Origin of the sequence: Erwinia artemisiae (genome assembly GCF_051400835.1) — a bacterium.
Classification (GTDB): domain Bacteria; phylum Pseudomonadota; class Gammaproteobacteria; order Enterobacterales; family Enterobacteriaceae; genus Erwinia; species Erwinia aeris.
On sequence record NZ_JBLFFM010000011.1, the window covers coordinates 90,852 to 107,903 of the forward strand.

Here is a 17,052-nt window from a genome sequence, read left to right on the forward strand (position 1 = left end):
CTCAGGCTATGCCGGGCGGGATGCCGCTCATCTCGCAGGCCAGCTCGCCGGTGCGCTTCAGTGCCCAGGTATAGCGTTCGTCAAAGTGGTAGCAGCAGGTCAGCCGGATCGCGCTGTTGCAGCGGTCGCTCAGCGTATAGAGCGCGCCCGGCGTCAGGCAGATTTTCTCCTGCAGCAGGCGGTGGAACAGATCGATGCAGTCGATCTGGCCCGGCAGCTCGACCCAAAAGATAAAGCCGCCGCTGGGCAGCGTCGCTCTGGTGCCCTGCGGGAAATGCCGGGCGATCAGGCCGCGCGCCTCATCCATTAACGTGGCATAGCGGCGACGCATGGTGCGAAGATGACGATCGTAGCCGCCGGATTCCAGAAACAGCCCAAGCGTTTCGCTCAGCAATTTTGATTCCGTCAGGGAAGAAACCGACTTAAGCCGCGCCAGCGCCTGGGAAAAACGTCCCGCTGCTATCCAGCCAACGTGAAAATCGGGCGCCACCGTTTTAGTGAAGCTGGCGCAGTGCAGCACCCAGCCATCCGTATCGAAAGCCTTTACCGCTGGCGACAGCGGCCAGCAGAATTGCAGCTCGTCATAAAGCCCATCCTCGATCAGCGGCACCTGATAATGGTTAACCAGCTTCGCCAGCCGCTTTTTATCCTCCAGCCGCATGGTGCAGCCCAGCGGATTTTGTACCGTCGGCATGGCTACCAGCGCCTGAATGCGCTGCTCACGCAGCACCAGCTCCAGCGCGTCCAGCGACAGACCGTGCTGCGGATCGGTAGGCAGCTCCAGCACCTTCAGGCCCAGGCTCGCCACCAGAGGGAAGAGGTAGAAATAGGTGGGCGTTTCCAGCCCGATGCAGTCGCCGGGCCTGGTGACGGCGCGCAGAGCCAGCTGTAGCGCCTCCATACAGCCGTGCGTCAGCGTAATATCTTCGGCGGTGAGCATCATGCCCAAATCCGCTACGCGCCGGGCGATTTCACGACGCAGACGCTGGCTTCCCGGCGGCAGCGCGTAGCGGCCGATCAGCCCAGGTTCGCGCCGCAGCAGCGAAGCCATAATGCGGCTGATTTTCGCCGTCGGAAAGAAATCGCTGTTTTGCGGGCAGGCCAGCGAAAGGTTGATATAGTCCGGATGGTTTTGCGCCGCAAAGACGGTATCGATCAAATCGAGCTTCTCGCTGCCGGGCGTGCGCACCTGTGACTGGTGGCCGTTGCGCGCCCTTAACGAAGGCAGCACGCCCCGGACATAGTAGCCGGACTGGGGACGCGCTTCGATCAGTCCGCGATCTTCCAGTAGCCGATAGGCCGTCAGCACGGTGTTAACGCTGACCTGATGGATAGCGGCGCAGCGGCGTACGGCGGGAAGGCGGCTACCCGGCAGCCAGGTGCCGTTGTGAATGGCTTCCGCCAGCGTTTCGGCCAGCTGGTGATATAGCGTCTGCTCTTGCGGATCGATAATGGACACAGTCACGTCTCCGGCTAATGGGTACAGTTAATCGATAACAGGGATTGTGCTCATAACAATAGTGGATTTCTGAATCTGTTACCATCATCGCAGACGCCTTACCATGTTCTTCTCATTCACTTGCAGGAGAGCGGCCATGCTCGATCCCTCTTTTTTCAGCTACGTTACCGTTATGTCGATCACGCCTGGGCCGAACAATCTGATGCTTGCCACTTCCGGCGTTAATTTCGGGATGCGCCGCACCGTGCCGATGATGTTCGGCATCACGCTGGGCTGCGCCTTGCAGATAGCGATCGCCGCGCTGCTGCTGGACAGCCTGCTGCTGTGGATGAGCGCCATTCGCCTGCCTTTAACGCTGCTGGGTTGTGCCTATCTGCTGTGGCTGTCGTGGAAGATTTTCCGCGCGGGCGCGCCGGAACTGCGGGAAAAAGCGAGGCCGCTGACGCTGCTGGGCAGCGCGCTGTTTCAGGTGGTCAATCCAAAGGCCTGGCTGATGGCCACCAACGTGGCGCTGATCTATTCCGCCAGCAGCGGCATCCTGCCGATAATGAGCGGTTTCGCCGCGCTGAATCTGCCCTGCATTTTGGTCTGGGCGATGATGGGCGACAGGTTGGGCAGGCATTTGCAGGTGGCGTGGAAACTAAGAGCCTTTAACAGCGTGATGGCGCTGTCGCTGGTGGCGACCATCGGCTGGATGCTGGCAGAGGTGTTAAAGCCATAAAAAAGGGCGGCCTGAACGCCGCCCTTCTGTTTTAGTCTCCGACTTCGCCGCCGCCTTCCTGCGACGGCCACTTCCAGTCCCGCACTTCCGGAATATCCTCGCCGTATTCACGTACCCAGGCGTGATGGGCCGCCAGCTTTTCCTGAAGCTTGTCCAGCACGTCGGCGGCTTTCTCCTGTAGCCCCGGCACGCGCAGGATCGCTTCCTGCGCCAGATGGTAACGATCCAGCTCGTTCAGCACCGTCATATCGAAAGGCGTGGTGGTGGTGCCTTCTTCGTTGAAGCCTCTGACGTGGAAATTCGGATGATTATTGCGCTGGTAGGCCAGGCGATGGATCAGCGCCGGATAGCCGTGGAAAGCGAACACCACCGGCCTGTCACGGGTAAAGATCGCATCGAAATCCTGCTCTTCCAGCCCGTGCGGGTGCTGGTCGCGGGTTTGCAAAGCCATTAAATCCACTACGTTAACGACGCGAACCGACAGATCGGGCAGATATTGCCGTAGCAGATCGACGGCCGCCAGCGTTTCCATCGTCGGCACGTCGCCCGCGCAGGCCATTACCACGTCCGGCTGTTTGCCTGGCTTCTCGTTGCCTGCCCACGGCCAGATCCCCATGCCTTTCTCACAGTGCGCGATGGCCTCATCCATGCTCAGCCACTGCGGCTCCGGCTGCTTGCCGGCGATGATCACGTTAATGCGGTCCCAGGTTTTCAGGCAGTGATCGCCGACCCACAGCAGAGTATTGGCATCCGGCGGCAGATAAACGCGGACAATATCGGCTTTCTTGTTGATAACGTGATCGATAAAGCCGGGATCCTGATGGCTGTAGCCGTTGTGATCCTGTCGCCAGACGTGCGAGGAAAGCAGATAGTTAAGCGAGGCGATCGGCTCGCGCCACGGCAGCTTGCGGGAAACCTTCAGCCACTTGGCGTGCTGATTAAACATCGAATCGATAATATGAATAAAGGCTTCGTAGCAGTTGAACAGACCGTGGCGGCCGGTTAACAGATAGCCTTCCAGCCAGCCCTGGCACTGATGCTCGCTGAGGATCTCCATCACTCGCCCATCCGGCGCCAGCTGCTCGTCGTAATCGCGGATCGCCTCCATCCAGGTGCGATTAGTGACGTCAAAAACCTTGCTCAGCCGGTTAGAGGCGGTCTCGTCCGGGCCGAACAGGCGGAAGTTATCGGGGTTATCGCGGAAGATAGCGCTCAGATAGCTCGCCAGCACGGCAGTAGACTGCTCCTGCGTGTCGCCAGGCTTATCAATTTTTACCGCAAATTCCCGAATATCCCGAGTTTTTAACGGCTTGCGCAGTCGGCCACCGTTGGCGTAAGGCGTTGCGCCCATGCGCTTTTCGCCCTGCGGCGCCAGCGCCTGCAATTCGGGTTTAAGCCTGCCTTGTTCATCAAACAGGTCATCAGGCCGATAGCTTTGCAGCCAGTTTTGTAACAGCTGGCGGTGCTCGTCGTTTTCCCGACATTCGGAAACCGGCACCTGGTGCGCGCGCCAAAATCCTTCCACCTTTTTGCCGTCCACCGTTTTCGGGCCGGTCCAGCCTTTCGGGCTGCGCAGAATAATCATCGGCCATGCCGGTACGCTGTCGCCGGTGTTGCCCTGGCGCGCCTGCTGCTGGAAGTCACGAATGCGATCGAAAGCGCGATCAAGGGTGTCGGCCATCAGACGGTGCATTTTTTGCGGGTCGTCGCCGCTGACAAACAGCGGTTCATAGCCATAACCGGCGAACAGCTGCCGCAGATCCTCATCGCTGCTGCGACCAAGCAGCGTAGGATTGGCAATTTTATAGCCGTTCAGATGCAGGATCGGCAGTACGGCGCCGTCCCGCGCGGCGTTTAAAAACTTAGTGCCGTGCCAGCTGGCCGCCAGCGGGCCGGTTTCCGCTTCGCCATCGCCGATCACGCAGGGCACGATAAGATCCGGATGATCGAAAGCCGCGCCAAAGGCGTGCACCAGCGAATAGCCCAGCTCGCCGCCTTCATGGATGGATCCGGGCGTTTCCGGTGCCGCGTGGCTGGGAATGCCGCCGGGAAACGAAAACTGGCGGAAAAGGTGCTGCATGCCCTGCGCGTCCGCGCTGACCTGAGGATAGATTTCGCTGTAGGTGCCTTCCAGCCAGGTATTGGCAACCATGCCTGGCCCGCCGTGGCCGGGGCCGCAGATATAAAGCAGGTTGAGATCGCGCTGGCGAATAATGCGGTTCAGGTGCGCATAGATAAAATTCAGGCCCGGCGTGGTTCCCCAGTGCCCCAGCAGACGAGGCTTAATATGTTCAGGCTGCAGCGGCTCGCGCAGCAGAGGATTAGCCATCAGGTAAATCTGCCCGACTGAAAGATAGTTAGCGGCGCGCCAGTAATGGTCAAGCAGCGCTAATTCAGTCTCGGTAGCGGAATGGGGTGAAGAGGTGTCCATCAGCTGCTCCTTTTAAATGAGTCAGCTAAAAGCATAGACGCCTGGGGGAGTTGTGCAGGAAGCGGCAAAATGCGCGCGTAAAAAAGGCGGGAGATCCCGCCTTCAGGCTTTACTATTTACCGATTACGGCTGCGGCCACCGCCGCTTCGTCATTAGCCGCGGTAAACGGCGTGTAGTCGAGCTGCAAAATGCGGCTGGTTTCCGCCAGCTGGTGCTCGGTTGCCGCCACGTTGCCGTTCAGCTTCTGGCCGTAAGAAGGCACGATCGCTTTCAGCTTCGCCTGCCATGCCGACGTCGCCATCCGCTCGGCGAACACTTTGCTCATCAGATCGATCATAATAGGCGCGGCCGTGGAAGCGCCCGGCGAGGCGCCCAGCAGCGCGGAGATGGTGCCGTCCTGCGACGTGACGACCTCCGTGCCCAGCTTCAGCACGCCGCCTTTCTGCGCGTCTTTCTTGATAATCTGTACGCGCTGGCCCGCTTTAACGCGACGCCAGTCCTCTTTTCTCGCCTCCGGGAAATAATCCCGCAGCGCCTGGCAGCGATCGTCATCGGTCAGCATGACCTGGCCAATCAGGTATTTCACCAGGTTAAAGTTATCCAGCCCGACGTGCACCATTGGCTTAAAGTTCGACGAGGTCATCGAGCCGAACATATCCCACAGCGAGCCTTGCTTCAGGAACTTCGTCGAGAAGGTGGCAAACGGCCCGAACAGCAGCACCTGCTTGCCATCCAGCATCCGCGTATCCAGATGCGGCACGGACATCGGTGGCGCGCCAACGGAAGCTTTGCCGTACACTTTGGCCAGATGGCGCTTCACTATCTCCGGGTTTTCGCTTACCAGGAACTCGCCGCCGACCGGGAAACCCGCATATTCTCTGGCTTCGGGTATGCCGGTCTGCTGGAGCAGCGTCAGCGCCGCGCCGCCCGCGCCGATAAAGATATATTTCGCACGAATGGTTTTCCGGCGGCCGTTGTTTTTCAAATCGGCCACGGTCACGTTCCAGCTGCCGTCGCCGTTGCGCTTAAAGCCGCGAACTTCATGGCCGGTTTCCAGCGAAAAATGCCGGTTTTTCTGTAGCGATGCCACCATCTGGCGCGTGATTTCGCCGAAGTTCACGTCGGTGCCGGTAGTGATGCGCGTAGCGGCGACGCGATCTTTTTCATCGCGTCCTTCCATCAGCAGCGGGGCCCACGCCCTGATTTGCTCCGGATCTTCTGAATACTCCATACCGCGAAACAGCGAGCTTTTTTGCAGCGCCGTAAAGCGTTTCTTCAGGAACGCCACGTTGTCGTCGCCCCAGACAAAGCTCATATGGGGAACGGTGTTGATAAAGCTGCGTGGATTGCGCAGGACGCCTTTCTGGACCAGATGGGACCAGAACTGGCGCGAGATCTGAAACGCTTCGTTGATCTCGACGGCTTTTTTGATATCGACCGAGCCGTCTTCTTTCTGCGGCGTATAGTTCATTTCGGCCAGCGCGGCATGCCCGGTACCGGCGTTGTTCCAGCCGTTGGAGCTTTCTTCAGCCACGCTGTCCAGGCGTTCGATCATACTGATGCGCCACTCGGGTTCCAGAGCCTGCAACCAGGTGCCAAGCGTAGCGCTCATCGCGCCTCCGCCGATCAGTAATACGTCTTTTTCTTCATCTGCCGTGGCGGCTTTCGCAGAGCCCATAGCGGCCAGAAGTCCTGCTAATTTTGGCATGAGGCGACTTCTCCGTATGTTGATAAATCAACATGGTGAGCAGGTGAAACGGCGCGATCTCTTTCGGACCGTGGTAGCCGCTTCGCTGAGTACAGTGCGCTTCCATCACAAAAACGGATGATTAACGCGCGTTAAGCGTTGTGGAAATATACCATTGTTACGTAGCAATTAAAAAATTGTTTAAAGATTAAAAATGAGAATGAATAATCAAACAAAATTAGAGGAAGTAATACCAGAGGCTGCTTCAGCGAAACGGCAAAGAGAGTTAGCGGTTATTTATTATTAATTTTCATAAGGATAATTTGGTTTTCTTCGGATGGGGTTGTGCAAAAAGCAGACAGGTAAAGCCTGAAAAGCAGGCGTGAGCAGGGAAGATTGCAGAGAATTTAGTTGTTATTAAATGTTAATTGTTTGTTAAGTGGGAAAGGCCAGCGGATGATCCAGCCGCGTGGCGGGTAAAATGAGGGCGGATATCTCCGTGCGGACAGGCCGATTAAAAAAACCTCCGCGCAGGCCGGGCAAAAAAATGCCTGCTCCGCACGGGCGGAACAGGCGTCACAGATTGATACGTCCGGCATGCTGCCGGACGGAACAGGCACTGTGCTTTATCGGCAGCGTCAGGCTTTTTTAGCCGCTGCGGCAGCCTTAACGATTACCGCGAAAGCATCCGCTTTCAGCGATGCGCCGCCAACCAGCGCGCCGTCGATATCCGGCTGGGCAAACAGCTCGGCCGCATTCTTATCGTTAACGGAACCGCCGTACTGGATAATGACCTGTTCTGCGACAGCGGCATCTTTTTTGGCGATATGGTCACGGATAAATTTATGCACGGCCTGGGCCTGTGCAGGGGTAGCGGATTTGCCGGTGCCGATAGCCCAGACTGGCTCATAGGCAATGACCACGCCGTTGAACGCGTCAGCGCCCTGGGTTTCCAGCACGGCGTCAATCTGGCGTGCGCAAACTTCTTCGGTTTTACCCGCTTCGTTTTCCGCTTCGGTTTCGCCAATGCACAGTACCGGGATCAGACCGGCCGTTTTCAGCACCGCGAATTTTTTGGCAATCAGCTCGTCGCTCTCTTTATGATAAGTGCGACGCTCGGAGTGGCCGATAATGATGTATTTCGCGCCTACGTCTTTCAGCATCTCGGCGGATACTTCGCCGGTGAACGCGCCAGACAGGTTAACGTCCACGTTCTGCGCGCCAAGCACGATATGGCTACCCGAGCTGGCGTGCTTCGCCAGATCCAGATAAATCGTTGGAGGGGCAATGGCTACGCCGCAGCCATCGACGGCGCTCAGCTCATTACGCAGACCGGCAATCAGCTCGTTGACCATGTGTTTGCTGCCGTTCAGTTTCCAGTTACCCATTACTAACGGATGTCGCATTCTATCCTCCACGCTTAGCGCGATACGGTTTAATTACCCTGCCTCAGCAGCGTTGTCTGCCGGACAGTATAGAGATCAAAGCCCTTCAGAGCTTTGCTTTTCGTCATTTTTAAACCCGGTTAGCTGCCGTTCAGGGCGAGTTTTACCGGCTCGATGGCGAAGGTCAGCCCTTTTTCGCCGTTGTCGGCCACCACGTAGCGCAGCGCGCCTTCCGCCTGGGCATAGTAGCGCGAGCCTTTCCCTTTACTCAGCAGATCGTCCAGCCGCTTCTGACTCTGTTCCTGAGTCAGCGTCGGTTCAAAAAACCGCGTCAGCGCAATCATATAGGCCAGCGCTTTATCCCGTGCGGCTTTCTCTTCCGGGCCGGGCACCGGCAGCCAGGTAATCTGTAACGTTTTGATCTTTCCGGTTCCCTGTTCCAGCGCGGTAGAAGAGTAGAGATTTTCATTGATCTTGCTGGCGGCACGGGTCAAATTACTTTTATCACCGCGGCTGTCCGTCGCCCGGTATTCAGCAATCTGTAACTTTGGATTGATAGCATTATACTTTTCGCGAAACTGGCCGATAGTCATATCAAAGGTCGGCGCACCCGCCAGAAGATAGGGCGCTGTAGGCATATGTTCAGCACGCTCCTGAGGATCGGCTTCGGCCCGAACGGGCGCGGTACTCAGCCAGACCAGTAACGTAAAACCCGTGAACAACGCTTTATTCATTATCTGTCGCTCTAACTAATGCAGTTAACGCAAGATTAAAACGGACAATGACCGGCAAAGTCAAAGCCTGACGCTGTTCTGAGGAAGAAAAAATGACCTTACAAGCGTGGTGTTTTTCCTGGCGTGGCAGGCTGGGGCGGCGCGATCTGTGGATTTGGCTGACGCTGTGGCTGGTGCTGCTGACCGTGCTGTTTACCCTGGCCGCGCGAGGCTGGATCAGCACGCAGACCGCCGCCTTCTGCGTGGTCAGCCTGCTGTGGCCGTCCAGCGCCGTGGTGGTGAAACGTCTGCACGACCGTAACAAATCGGCCGCCTGGGCTTTGCTGCTGATCGTGGCGTGGATGCTGCTGGCAGGGAACTGGTCGGCGCTGCCCGCCAGCTGGCAGTGGACGCTGGGGCGCTTTATTCCCACGCTGATCCTGGTGACCATGAGCCTGGAACTGGGCGTCTTCAGCGGCAGCAAAGGCGCCAACCGCTTCGGCAAAACGACGTTGCAGGTGAACTATTTTGGTCGTCGGACGCCCGATTACCAGTAGTGTTCGCTGGTGATATGGCCAGGCTTACGTTTCAGGTGCTTGCGCATGTCGCGCGTCTCTTTCAGCAGCTGCTGGGTGTCTCTGACCATCTGCGGGTTGCCGCACAGCATGATATGGCTCTCTTCTGCCGTCATGGGCAGCCCGACGGCGGCTTCCAGCTCGCCACGCTCTATCAGCGCGGGCACGCGGCCGGTCAGCGAGCCTTCAGCTGCTTCACGGCTGACCACCGTCTGAATACGTAGCTGTCCCTGATAGCGCTGCTCCAGCGCCTGCATCAGCGGCAGATAGCTCAGGTCCTGCGCGTAGCGGACGGCATGGACGAGAACGATATGCTCAAAACGCGCCAGCCCTTTGCCTTCCTGCAGGATAGAAAGATAGGGGCCGATAGCCGTCCCGGTCGCCAGCATCCACAGCGTTTTGCACTCGGGGATTTCATCTATCACAAAAAAACCGGCGGATTCTTTGGTGATCATCAGCTTCTGGCCCGGCTGCAATGCATGAAGTCGCGGGCTTAATTTGCCTTCCGGCACCGTCACCAGGTAGAACTCCAGGTTGGCGTTGCTGGGGGCGTTCACAAAAGAGTAGGCGCGCTGCACGCGTTCGCCGTCGACTTCCAGCGCCAGCTTGGCGAACTGTCCGGCAATAAAGGGATCGATGGGCGCGGTGACGGTAATGCTGAACAGGCTCTCAGTCCAGTCCTGCACCTGCTGTACTGTGGCGTTGACCCACTCGGCCATAGTGCGCTCCTTAGTCAAAACGGTTGAATAGCCTATCTTCGCTACGGAACGGCTTTTTTGCCAGCCTCCGTGTTGCGCAAAGCTCATATCGACAAATCCGGCATCCGACGTACAGTTTCATTTACGCCGCTGAACGCTTTTGCTGACACTTAATTAAAGACCATTTTTCCTTGCCCTCTCGCTTTGTCATGCGTTCCTGATATTTTCCTCGCTATCGAAAACCCTTCCTGGCCAATCGTCCTGTTTAATGGCGATTTAGCCGATAAATTGTGCTGATAAAATGAAGAAAATTGCAAACGGGCATTTGCTGGTGATGCTGATCGCGCTGGTGGCCGTCGGACAGATGGCGCAAACCATTTATGTTCCGGCGATGGCGACCATCGCGCAGGATTTTGGCGTGCGCGACGGCGTGGTGCAGCGCGTGATGGCCGCGTATCTGATGACCTACGGCGGCTCGCAGCTGCTGTATGGCCCGCTGTCGGATAATATCGGGCGGCGTCCGGTTATCCTGGGCGGATTAACTATTTTTATGATCGGTTCACTGGTCGCGCTCGGCGCGCCGACCTTCGATCTGCTGGTGCTGGGCAGCGCCATTCAGGGACTGGGAACGGGCGTGGCGGGCGTGATGGCTCGCACCATGCCGCGCGATCTGTATGCGGGCGGCGCGCTGCGGCAGGCCAACAGCCTGCTGAATATGGGCATTCTGGTCAGTCCGCTGGTTGCGCCGGTGATTGGCGCGCTGCTGACTCATCTGTTTGGCTGGCACGCCTGCTTTATTTTTCTGCTGTTGCTCTGCCTGGGTGTGGGCACGGCAATGCTGCGTTGGCTGCCGGAAACGCGTCCCGCGCCGTTGGAAAAACGCGCGCTTTTTTCACGCTATAAGCCGCTGCTGGCTGACAGCACCTTTGTGCGCTATCTGATTATGCTGATGGGCGCGCTGGGCGGCATCGCCGTGTTTGAAGCCAGCTGCGGCGTGCTGATGGGCGGCGTGCTGGGACTCAACAGCCTCACGGTCAGCCTGCTGTTTATTCTGCCGATCCCGGCGGCGTTTTTCGGCGCGTGGTTTGCCGGTCGCGACAATAAGCCTTTTCAGCAGCTGATGTGGTGGTCGGTCAATAGCTGCCTGCTGGCTGGCGCGCTGATGTGGATCCCGGCCTGGTTCGGCGTGATGACCATCTGGACGCTGGTGGCGCCTGCCGCGCTGTTTTTCTTCGGCGCGGGCATGCTGTTTCCCCTGGCGACCACGGGCGCCATGGAGCCGTGGCCCTATATGGCCGGTACGGCGGGCGCGCTGTTGGGCGGCCTGCAAAACCTGGGATCGGGCCTGGCGGCCTGGCTGTCGGCGCTGCTGCCGCAGAACGGCCAGTTCAGCCTGGGTATGCTGATGTTCGCCATGGCGCTGCTGATCCTGCTGTGCTGGCTACCCTTGTCGAAAAGGCCGGAGATGCACGCGGTATGAAGTAACGGGCCAAACGGCCCGTAAACATCCTACAGAATATATTGATGCAGGCTCGCGTCCTTACGATCCAGATAGTGAATGGACTGGATGCGGCGGATAGTGCGCGATTTGCCGCGCACCAGCAGCGTTTCGGTGGTGGCGACGTTGCCCTGGCGCGTAATGCCTTTCAGCAGATCGCCGCTGGTGATGCCGGTTGCGGAGAAAATAACGTTATCGTTGCGCGCCATGTCGGCCAGCGCCAGCACCTTTCCGGCTTCAATACCCATTGCCCGACAGCGTTGCAGCTCCTGTTCACCCAGCGCGCGGTTTTCCGGCGTATCGCCTTTGACCGCGTGACGCGGCAGCAGGCGTCCCTGCATATCACCATCCAGCGCGCGGATCACCGCCGCCGAAACCACGCCTTCCGGCGCGCCGCCGATGCCGTACAGCACGTCCACTTCGCTGTCCGGCATACAGGTCAGGATAGAGGCGGCCACGTCGCCGTCGGGAAAGGCAAAAATTCGCACGCCCAGCTGCTGCATCTCGGCAATCACGCCGTCATGGCGCGGCTTGGCAAGAACGGTGACGGTCAGCTCCGTCAGCGGTTTTTGCAGCGCCCGCGCGATATTTCGCAGGTTTTCCGCCAGCGGCAACGCCAGATCGATAGCGCCTTTCGCGCCAGGGCCAACCGCCAGCTTTTCCATATACATATCGGGCGCGTTCAGAAAGGTGCCTTTATCGCCAACGGCCAGCACGGCCAGCGCGTTGGCCTGGCCCATGGCGGTCATGCGCGTGCCTTCAATAGGATCGACCGCGATATCCACCGCATCGCCCTGGCCGCTGCCCACTTTTTCGCCAATGTACAGCATCGGTGCTTCGTCGATCTCGCCTTCGCCGATGACGATTTGCCCATCGATATCGACTTTATTCAGCATGATACGCATGGCGTGCACCGCAGCGCCGTCGGCCGCGTTCTTGTCGCCGCGCCCGAGCCATTTGTAGCCAGCCAGCGCTGCCGCTTCCGTTACGCGTGAAAATTCAATAGCGAGTTCTCGTTTCATAATGGGCCTTACGCAAAGTAATGAAGCAGGAAGTCTGGCATGGCGGGGAGGAAAAACGCCAGCATTCTTATCGCCGGGTTCTGAACATCAGAGAGGAGGGGCGGAACAGATGCCCGCAGCCGTGGCGACTGCGGGCGAGAAGACGTTACTCTTCGTGGTCTTCCCATGCCTGAGCGCGGGAAACGGCTTTCTTCCAGCCTGCATAACGATAGTTACGCTCGGTGGTTTCGATGCTCGGACGGAATTCGCGTTCAATGACGGCCTTGGCACGGACTTCATCCAAATCTTTCCAGAAGCCGACCGCCAGCCCCGCCAGATAGGCGGAACCCAGCGCGGTTACTTCCAATACTTCCGGGCGTTCGACGCGGGTGCCCAGGATATCGGACTGGAACTGCATCAGGAAGTTGTTGGCTACCGCGCCGCCATCGACACGCAGAGACTGCAGGCGGGTGTTGGAGTCATTCTGCATGGCTTCCAGCACGTCGCGGGTCTGGAAGGCGATAGATTCCAGCGTGGCGCGAATAATATGGTTCGCGTTCGCGCCGCGCGTCAGGCCGAAGATAGCGCCGCGCGCATACGGGTCCCAGTAAGGCGCGCCCAGGCCGGTAAAGGCCGGCACCATATACACGCCGTTGCTGTCTTTTACCTTGGTGGCGAAGTATTCGGAATCGGTGGCGTCACCGATTAGCTTCATCTCGTCACGCAGCCACTGGATAGACGCGCCGCCGATAAATACCGCGCCTTCCAGCGCATAGTTGACTTCGCCGCGCGGGCCGCAGGCGATAGTGGTCAACAGGCCGTTAGTGGAGGTGACCGCTTCCGTGCCCGTGTTCATCAGCATAAAGCAGCCGGTACCGTAGGTGTTTTTCGCCATGCCCGGCTGAACGCAAAGCTGGCCATACAGCGCCGCCTGCTGGTCGCCCGCGATACCGGCGATAGGGATACGCGTGCCGCCTTTACCGCCGATATTGGTCTGGCCGTAGACTTCGGAAGAAGACTTCACTTCCGGCAGCATTTCACGCGGGATATCCAGGATATCCAGCATGCGCTGATCCCACTCCAGCTTGTGGATGTTGAACATCATGGTACGCGAGGCGTTGGTGTAATCGGTGATATGCACCCGTCCCTGCGTCATTTTCCACACCAGCCAGGAATCGACGGTGCCGAACAGCAGCTCGCCGCGCTTTGCCCGCTCGCGCGAGCCTTCAACGTGATCCAGGATCCATTTAACCTTGGTGCCGGAGAAGTAAGGGTTAATCACCAGCCCGGTAGTGTGCTGAATGTATTCTTCCAGCCCCTCTTTTTTCAGTCGGGCGCAGTAATCGGCGGTGCGCGGATCCTGCCAGACGATAGCGTTATAGATCGGCTTGCCGGTCTCTTTGTCCCAGACGATAGCGGTTTCACGCTGGTTGGTGATGCCAATGGCGGCTATCTCGTCCGAACGGATATCGGCGTGGGCCAGCACTTCCACCAGCGTGGAGCTTTGTGACGCCCAGATGTCCATCGGATCGTGTTCGACCCAGCCGGTCTTAGGATAAATTTGCTGAAATTCGCGCTGGGAAACCGCAACAATGTTGGAGTCGTGATCCAGCACCACGGCGCGGGAGCTGGTTGTGCCCTGATCCAGCGCGACGATATATTTTTTATCTGTAGTCATAAATCCTTCCTGATGTGTAAAGGGTTAGCACTTACGCTTTACGCTGTTCAGCACGCGCTATCGTCTCTGGCTTCTTTACCGCAGCTGCGCCAGGCAGGTTACGGGCGATCAGAGAGCGGTAGCCGAATGCACCCACGCAGGCGCCAACAATCGGGCCAAAAATTGGCACGAGGAAATAAGGAATATCGCGGGCGCCGGTGAAAGCAACGTTACCCCAACCGGCCAGCCAGGCAAAGATCTTGGGTCCGAAATCACGGGCCGGGTTCAGGGCGAAGCCGGTCAACGGACCCATTGCACCGCCGATAACCGCGATAAGCAGGCCGATCAGCAGCGGAGCCATCGGGCCGCGCGGCAGGCCGTTGCCGTCGTCGGTCAGGGCCATAATCAGCCCCATCATCACGGCAGTGATCACGGCTTCAACCAGGAAAGCCTGGCCAACGCTGATATGCGGATTAGGGTAGGTAGAGAAAATACCGGCCAAATCCAGGCTCTCGACGCTGCCGCGCACCATATGGTGCGTCTGCTCGTAGTCCAGAAACAGGTTATGGTAGAGCGCATAAACCAGCGCGGCGGAGCAGAAGGCGCCTGCCACCTGCGCCACAATATAAGGAATAACTTTACGGCCTTCGAAGTTGCCAAACAGGCAAAGCGCCAGGGTCACGGCCGGGTTCAAATGCGCCCCGGAAATGGCCGCGCTCAGGTAAACCGCCATGGCAACGGCGATCCCCCAGATGATGCTGATTTCCCACAGGCCGAGTACCGCGCCTGCTACCTTTGCCGCCGCGACGCAGCCGGCACCAAAGAAAATAATCGTGCCGACGCCGAGAAACTCGGCGATGCACTGCCCTTTAAGGGTGGTGGTTGTCTGGCTCATGATGTTGGTTCCTGAAGGCGAGGTTAAATGGTGTACGGCTTTTTTTTCTCTTTCCCTGAGTCGCCCCAATCTTGTGTGGGGTTGTTGTGAATTTATCGTTAACGAGCATAAACGAGAAATAGCGAAATCAAAAGTTGTGTGCTGCTTCAAAAAAATGAGCGTTTTCGCGTCTTTTAACGGAATTTTCCTGCGGCTTTTGGCTTTCGTTTTCCATTTCATGTTGCAATTTGTTAACAATACCCGCGCAGGGATCGCGGGTAAATGTTACAAACACCAGGTCTGCGCTGAAAAACGCGGCTCTCTGCGCCGTAGCAGGTTCGTTGCTGGACTTGGCGGGCCGCTCTACATACAATCGGAACATCGTTGTGAGCCGCAGCGGGTCGGCCAGTGTCGATCGCGCCGCGTCTGCAACATCAACGCCTTGCGATTAGGAGAGGTCATTTACGATGTCATTTGAAGTGTTCGAGAAACTGGAAGCAAAAGTACAGCAGGCGATTGATACTATCACGCTGCTGCAGATGGAAATTGAAGAGCTGAAAGAGCAGAACAACAACCTGAATCAGCAGGTTCAGCAGGCCGCGGGCAACAGCGAATCCCTGGTGCGTGAAAACCAGCACCTGAAAGAGGAGCAGCATGTCTGGCAGGAGCGTCTGCGTGCGCTGTTGGGAAAAATGGAAGAAGTCTGAGTCAGGTTTGACGGCAGGCGGTAAAAGAACGGGTGCCAGTCAGCACCCGTTTTTGCTATATGCCAGCCGGTGGATCTTCTGGAAGGATAAGGTGTGCTATTCGATATCCAGCGGATCTTCGGAAAGGATAATACCGGTATTATCGGCATAAAGATGGTCGCCTGAAAAGAAGGTCACGCCGCCAAAATTGACGCGCACGTCGCTTTCGCCAATGCCTTCGCCAGCGGCGCCAGCCGGGATAGCCGCAATCGCCTGAATGCCGATATCCAGCTCTTCCAGGTCGTCTACCTGGCGCACGGAGCCGTAGATCACCAACCCTTCCCATTCGTTTTGCAACGCCAGGCGAGCCAGCGCCGCATCGACCAGCGCGCGCCGTACAGAGCCGCCGCCGTCTACCAGCAGCACGCGCCCGCGTCCGTTTTCTTCCAGCAGATCATACAGAAGCCCGTTATCTTCAAAACATTTCACCGTGGTGATTTGCCCGCCAAACGAGGTGCGGCCACCAAAGTTTGAAAAGAGCGGTTCAACCACGTTCACATCTTCATGATAGATGTCGCAGAGTTCGGAAGTATCGTATTTCATAAGGGGTTCATCTGTTCGCCACAGGGAGACTAAGTATATCGCTTTCTGGCGGTTGTTGGCAAAACCATCAGTTGTTAAAAATTGCGGCAGGTCAGGGACATCGCGATTAATTCATTGCCAGACCGATGGCGAAAAGAAGATTCACCAGCAGCGCCGCCTTCACCGTTTTCTCCAGCACAGGCCGCATAGCGGCGGCGGAAGTATGCCTGATAATGAAGCGCGCCTGACCGAACAGCAGCGGCGCGCTGAGCAAAAACAGCCAGCCCGACGCGTCCAGCATCGTCAGTTTGGCATACAAGGCGAAGCAGAACAGAGAGCCGGAAAGCAGCATGGCATGATAGTAGCGCGAGTTACAGGGGCCAAGCCGCAAGGCCAGCGTAAATTTACCGTTCCGCCGATCGCTCTCGATATCGCGCATGTTATTGACGTTGAGCACGGCGACCGCCAGCAGGCCGCAGCCGGTCGCGGGCAGAAAAGTCAACAGATGCAGGCCGTGCGTTTGCAGATAAAAGCTGCCCACCACGCCCAGCCAGCCAAAGAAAACCAGCACGGAAAGATCGCCCAGCCCAAGATAGCCGTAAGGTTTTTTCCCTACCGTATAGGCGATGGCGGCGACGATGGCCAGCGCGCCCAGCGCCAGAAAGCCCAGCATATCGCCGAGGCTCTGACAGGCGCGCACCACCAGCGTTACGCCCGCGATCAGCGTCAGCGCAACCGTCAGCGTCAGCGCAAAGCGCATCTGCTTCAGGCCGATCAGCCCTTTCTGCATGCCGCGTAGCGGGCCGAGGCGATCGGGCGTGTCGCTGCCTTTTACCGCATCGCCATAGTCGTTGGCCAGATTGGACAAAATTTGCAGCAGCGCCGTGGTCAGCAGCGTCAGCAGCGCGACGGCCGGATCGAAATGTCCCTCACGCCAGGCCAGCGCCGAGCCGGTAATCACCGACGCGCAGGCTAAAGGCAGCGTACGTAAGCGCAGGCTTTCCAGCCATGCGCGGAAAGAGGTAAAAGCCGGAACTGCAGAGATATTGTCGCTCATCAGGCTGGGCCTTTGCTGAAAGAGGATG

At 58.0% G+C, this 17,052-nt stretch carries 15 protein-coding genes and 1 pseudogene; 5 read left to right on the forward strand and 11 right to left on the reverse strand.

Annotation, left to right across the window (positions count from 1 at the left end):
• Nucleotide 1 precedes the first annotated feature (1 nt).
• Nucleotides 2-1,459, reverse strand: coding sequence for an aminotransferase-like domain-containing protein (locus ACMGEE_RS19545; protein WP_370734995.1), 1,458 nt, complete (start codon nt 1,457-1,459; stop codon nt 2-4).
• Nucleotides 1,460-1,595: 136 nt separating this feature from the next.
• Between ACMGEE_RS19545 and ACMGEE_RS19550 the strand changes: the two genes are divergently transcribed.
• Nucleotides 1,596-2,180 carry a LysE family translocator gene (locus tag ACMGEE_RS19550; protein WP_253457064.1) on the forward strand — a complete coding sequence of 195 codons (585 nt, stop codon included), beginning with the start codon at nt 1,596-1,598 and terminating at the stop codon, nt 2,178-2,180.
• 31 nt (nt 2,181-2,211) lie between these two features.
• On the opposite strand, the gene ACMGEE_RS19555 is transcribed toward ACMGEE_RS19550, so the two are convergent.
• The 4 genes and pseudogenes from ACMGEE_RS19555 to ACMGEE_RS19570 form a co-directional block, all read right to left on the reverse strand.
• Entirely contained in the window at nt 2,212-4,611 is a 2,400-nt protein-coding gene (locus ACMGEE_RS19555; protein ID WP_436830524.1) for a phosphoketolase family protein, read from the reverse strand.
• 151 nt (nt 4,612-4,762) lie between these two features.
• Nucleotides 4,763-6,319 (reverse strand): annotated as a pseudogene (mqo, locus tag ACMGEE_RS19560) (malate dehydrogenase (quinone)); the annotation flags it as partial.
• A gap of 617 nt (nt 6,320-6,936) precedes the next feature.
• A complete protein-coding gene (tpiA, locus tag ACMGEE_RS19565) occupies nt 6,937-7,704 on the reverse strand; it encodes a triose-phosphate isomerase (protein WP_253457069.1) in 768 nt (255 codons plus the stop codon).
• Nucleotides 7,705-7,823: 119 nt separating this feature from the next.
• Complete coding sequence (locus ACMGEE_RS19570) at nt 7,824-8,417, reverse strand: YiiQ family protein (RefSeq protein WP_125290582.1); 594 nt, start codon at nt 8,415-8,417, stop codon at nt 7,824-7,826.
• 92 nt (nt 8,418-8,509) lie between these two features.
• Between ACMGEE_RS19570 and ACMGEE_RS19575 the strand changes: the two genes are divergently transcribed.
• Nucleotides 8,510-8,953 carry a DUF805 domain-containing protein gene (locus tag ACMGEE_RS19575; RefSeq protein ID WP_253457073.1) on the forward strand — a complete coding sequence of 148 codons (444 nt, stop codon included), beginning with the start codon at nt 8,510-8,512 and terminating at the stop codon, nt 8,951-8,953.
• Here the strand turns inward: ACMGEE_RS19575 and fpr are convergent.
• Entirely contained in the window at nt 8,944-9,690 is a 747-nt protein-coding gene (gene fpr / locus ACMGEE_RS19580) for a ferredoxin--NADP(+) reductase (RefSeq protein WP_253457076.1), read from the reverse strand. The two genes, ACMGEE_RS19575 and fpr, sit on opposite strands and share 10 nt — an antisense overlap.
• Nucleotides 9,691-9,970: 280 nt before the next feature.
• On the opposite strand from fpr, the gene emrD reads away from it, so the two are divergent.
• Nucleotides 9,971-11,149 (forward strand): multidrug efflux MFS transporter EmrD, encoded by a 1,179-nt coding sequence (gene emrD / locus ACMGEE_RS19585; RefSeq protein WP_253457079.1) that lies wholly within the window; start codon nt 9,971-9,973, stop codon nt 11,147-11,149.
• Between the two features lie 29 nt (nt 11,150-11,178).
• Here the strand turns inward: emrD and glpX are convergent, their stop codons facing one another.
• The 3 genes from glpX to ACMGEE_RS19600 all read right to left on the reverse strand — a co-directional run bounded on the left by glpX (nt 11,179) and on the right by ACMGEE_RS19600 (nt 14,720).
• On the reverse strand, nt 11,179-12,189 hold the full coding sequence (gene glpX / locus ACMGEE_RS19590; protein WP_253457082.1) for a class II fructose-bisphosphatase: 1,011 nt from the start codon (nt 12,187-12,189) through the stop codon (nt 11,179-11,181).
• Nucleotides 12,190-12,334: 145 nt separating this feature from the next.
• On the reverse strand, nt 12,335-13,846 hold the full coding sequence (gene glpK, locus ACMGEE_RS19595) for a glycerol kinase GlpK (protein WP_253457085.1): 1,512 nt from the start codon (nt 13,844-13,846) through the stop codon (nt 12,335-12,337).
• Nucleotides 13,847-13,877: 31 nt separating this feature from the next.
• Nucleotides 13,878-14,720: an MIP/aquaporin family protein gene (locus ACMGEE_RS19600; protein ID WP_301252485.1), complete on the reverse strand. Its 843-nt coding sequence runs from the start codon at nt 14,718-14,720 to the stop codon at nt 13,878-13,880.
• On the opposite strand from ACMGEE_RS19600, the gene ACMGEE_RS19605 reads away from it, so the two are divergent.
• Both ACMGEE_RS19605 and zapB read left to right on the forward strand, forming a co-directional pair.
• Complete coding sequence (locus tag ACMGEE_RS19605) at nt 14,719-15,177, forward strand: hypothetical protein (RefSeq protein ID WP_253457091.1); 459 nt, start codon at nt 14,719-14,721, stop codon at nt 15,175-15,177. The two genes, ACMGEE_RS19600 and ACMGEE_RS19605, sit on opposite strands and share 2 nt — an antisense overlap.
• Nucleotides 15,167-15,406 (forward strand): cell division protein ZapB, encoded by a 240-nt coding sequence (gene zapB / locus ACMGEE_RS19610; RefSeq protein ID WP_125290575.1) that lies wholly within the window; start codon nt 15,167-15,169, stop codon nt 15,404-15,406. The genes ACMGEE_RS19605 and zapB overlap by 11 nt, the downstream gene beginning before the upstream one ends.
• A 96-nt stretch (nt 15,407-15,502) precedes the next feature.
• Here zapB and rraA read toward each other — a convergent pair whose 3' ends face one another.
• Nucleotides 15,503-15,988 carry a ribonuclease E activity regulator RraA gene (gene rraA, locus ACMGEE_RS19615; RefSeq protein WP_125290574.1) on the reverse strand — a complete coding sequence of 162 codons (486 nt, stop codon included), beginning with the start codon at nt 15,986-15,988 and terminating at the stop codon, nt 15,503-15,505.
• Nucleotides 15,989-16,094: 106 nt separating this feature from the next.
• Nucleotides 16,095-17,024 carry a 1,4-dihydroxy-2-naphthoate polyprenyltransferase gene (locus ACMGEE_RS19620; protein ID WP_436830525.1) on the reverse strand — a complete coding sequence of 310 codons (930 nt, stop codon included), beginning with the start codon at nt 17,022-17,024 and terminating at the stop codon, nt 16,095-16,097.
• Between the last annotated feature and the right edge of the window lie 28 nt (nt 17,025-17,052).

Coding starts and splice junctions, on each gene's coding strand:
- glpX (WP_253457082.1), bottom strand. CDS start 12,189: ATGAAACGAGAACTCGCTATTGAATTTTCACGCGTAACGGAAGCGGCA.
- ACMGEE_RS19620 (WP_436830525.1), bottom strand. CDS start 17,024: ATGAGCGACAATATCTCTGCAGTTCCGGCTTTTACCTCTTTCCGCGCA.
- ACMGEE_RS19600 (WP_301252485.1), bottom strand. CDS start 14,720: ATGAGCCAGACAACCACCACCCTTAAAGGGCAGTGCATCGCCGAGTTT.
- ACMGEE_RS19570 (WP_125290582.1), bottom strand. CDS start 8,417: ATGAATAAAGCGTTGTTCACGGGTTTTACGTTACTGGTCTGGCTGAGT.
- glpK (WP_253457085.1), bottom strand. CDS start 13,846: ATGACTACAGATAAAAAATATATCGTCGCGCTGGATCAGGGCACAACC.
- rraA (WP_125290574.1), bottom strand. CDS start 15,988: ATGAAATACGATACTTCCGAACTCTGCGACATCTATCATGAAGATGTG.
- ACMGEE_RS19555 (WP_436830524.1), bottom strand. CDS start 4,611: ATGGACACCTCTTCACCCCATTCCGCTACCGAGACTGAATTAGCGCTG.
- ACMGEE_RS19575 (WP_253457073.1), top strand. CDS start 8,510: ATGACCTTACAAGCGTGGTGTTTTTCCTGGCGTGGCAGGCTGGGGCGG.
- zapB (WP_125290575.1), top strand. CDS start 15,167: ATGTCATTTGAAGTGTTCGAGAAACTGGAAGCAAAAGTACAGCAGGCG.
- ACMGEE_RS19605 (WP_253457091.1), top strand. CDS start 14,719: ATGATGTTGGTTCCTGAAGGCGAGGTTAAATGGTGTACGGCTTTTTTT.
- ACMGEE_RS19550 (WP_253457064.1), top strand. CDS start 1,596: ATGCTCGATCCCTCTTTTTTCAGCTACGTTACCGTTATGTCGATCACG.
- tpiA (WP_253457069.1), bottom strand. CDS start 7,704: ATGCGACATCCGTTAGTAATGGGTAACTGGAAACTGAACGGCAGCAAA.
- fpr (WP_253457076.1), bottom strand. CDS start 9,690: ATGGCCGAGTGGGTCAACGCCACAGTACAGCAGGTGCAGGACTGGACT.
- emrD (WP_253457079.1), top strand. CDS start 9,971: ATGAAGAAAATTGCAAACGGGCATTTGCTGGTGATGCTGATCGCGCTG.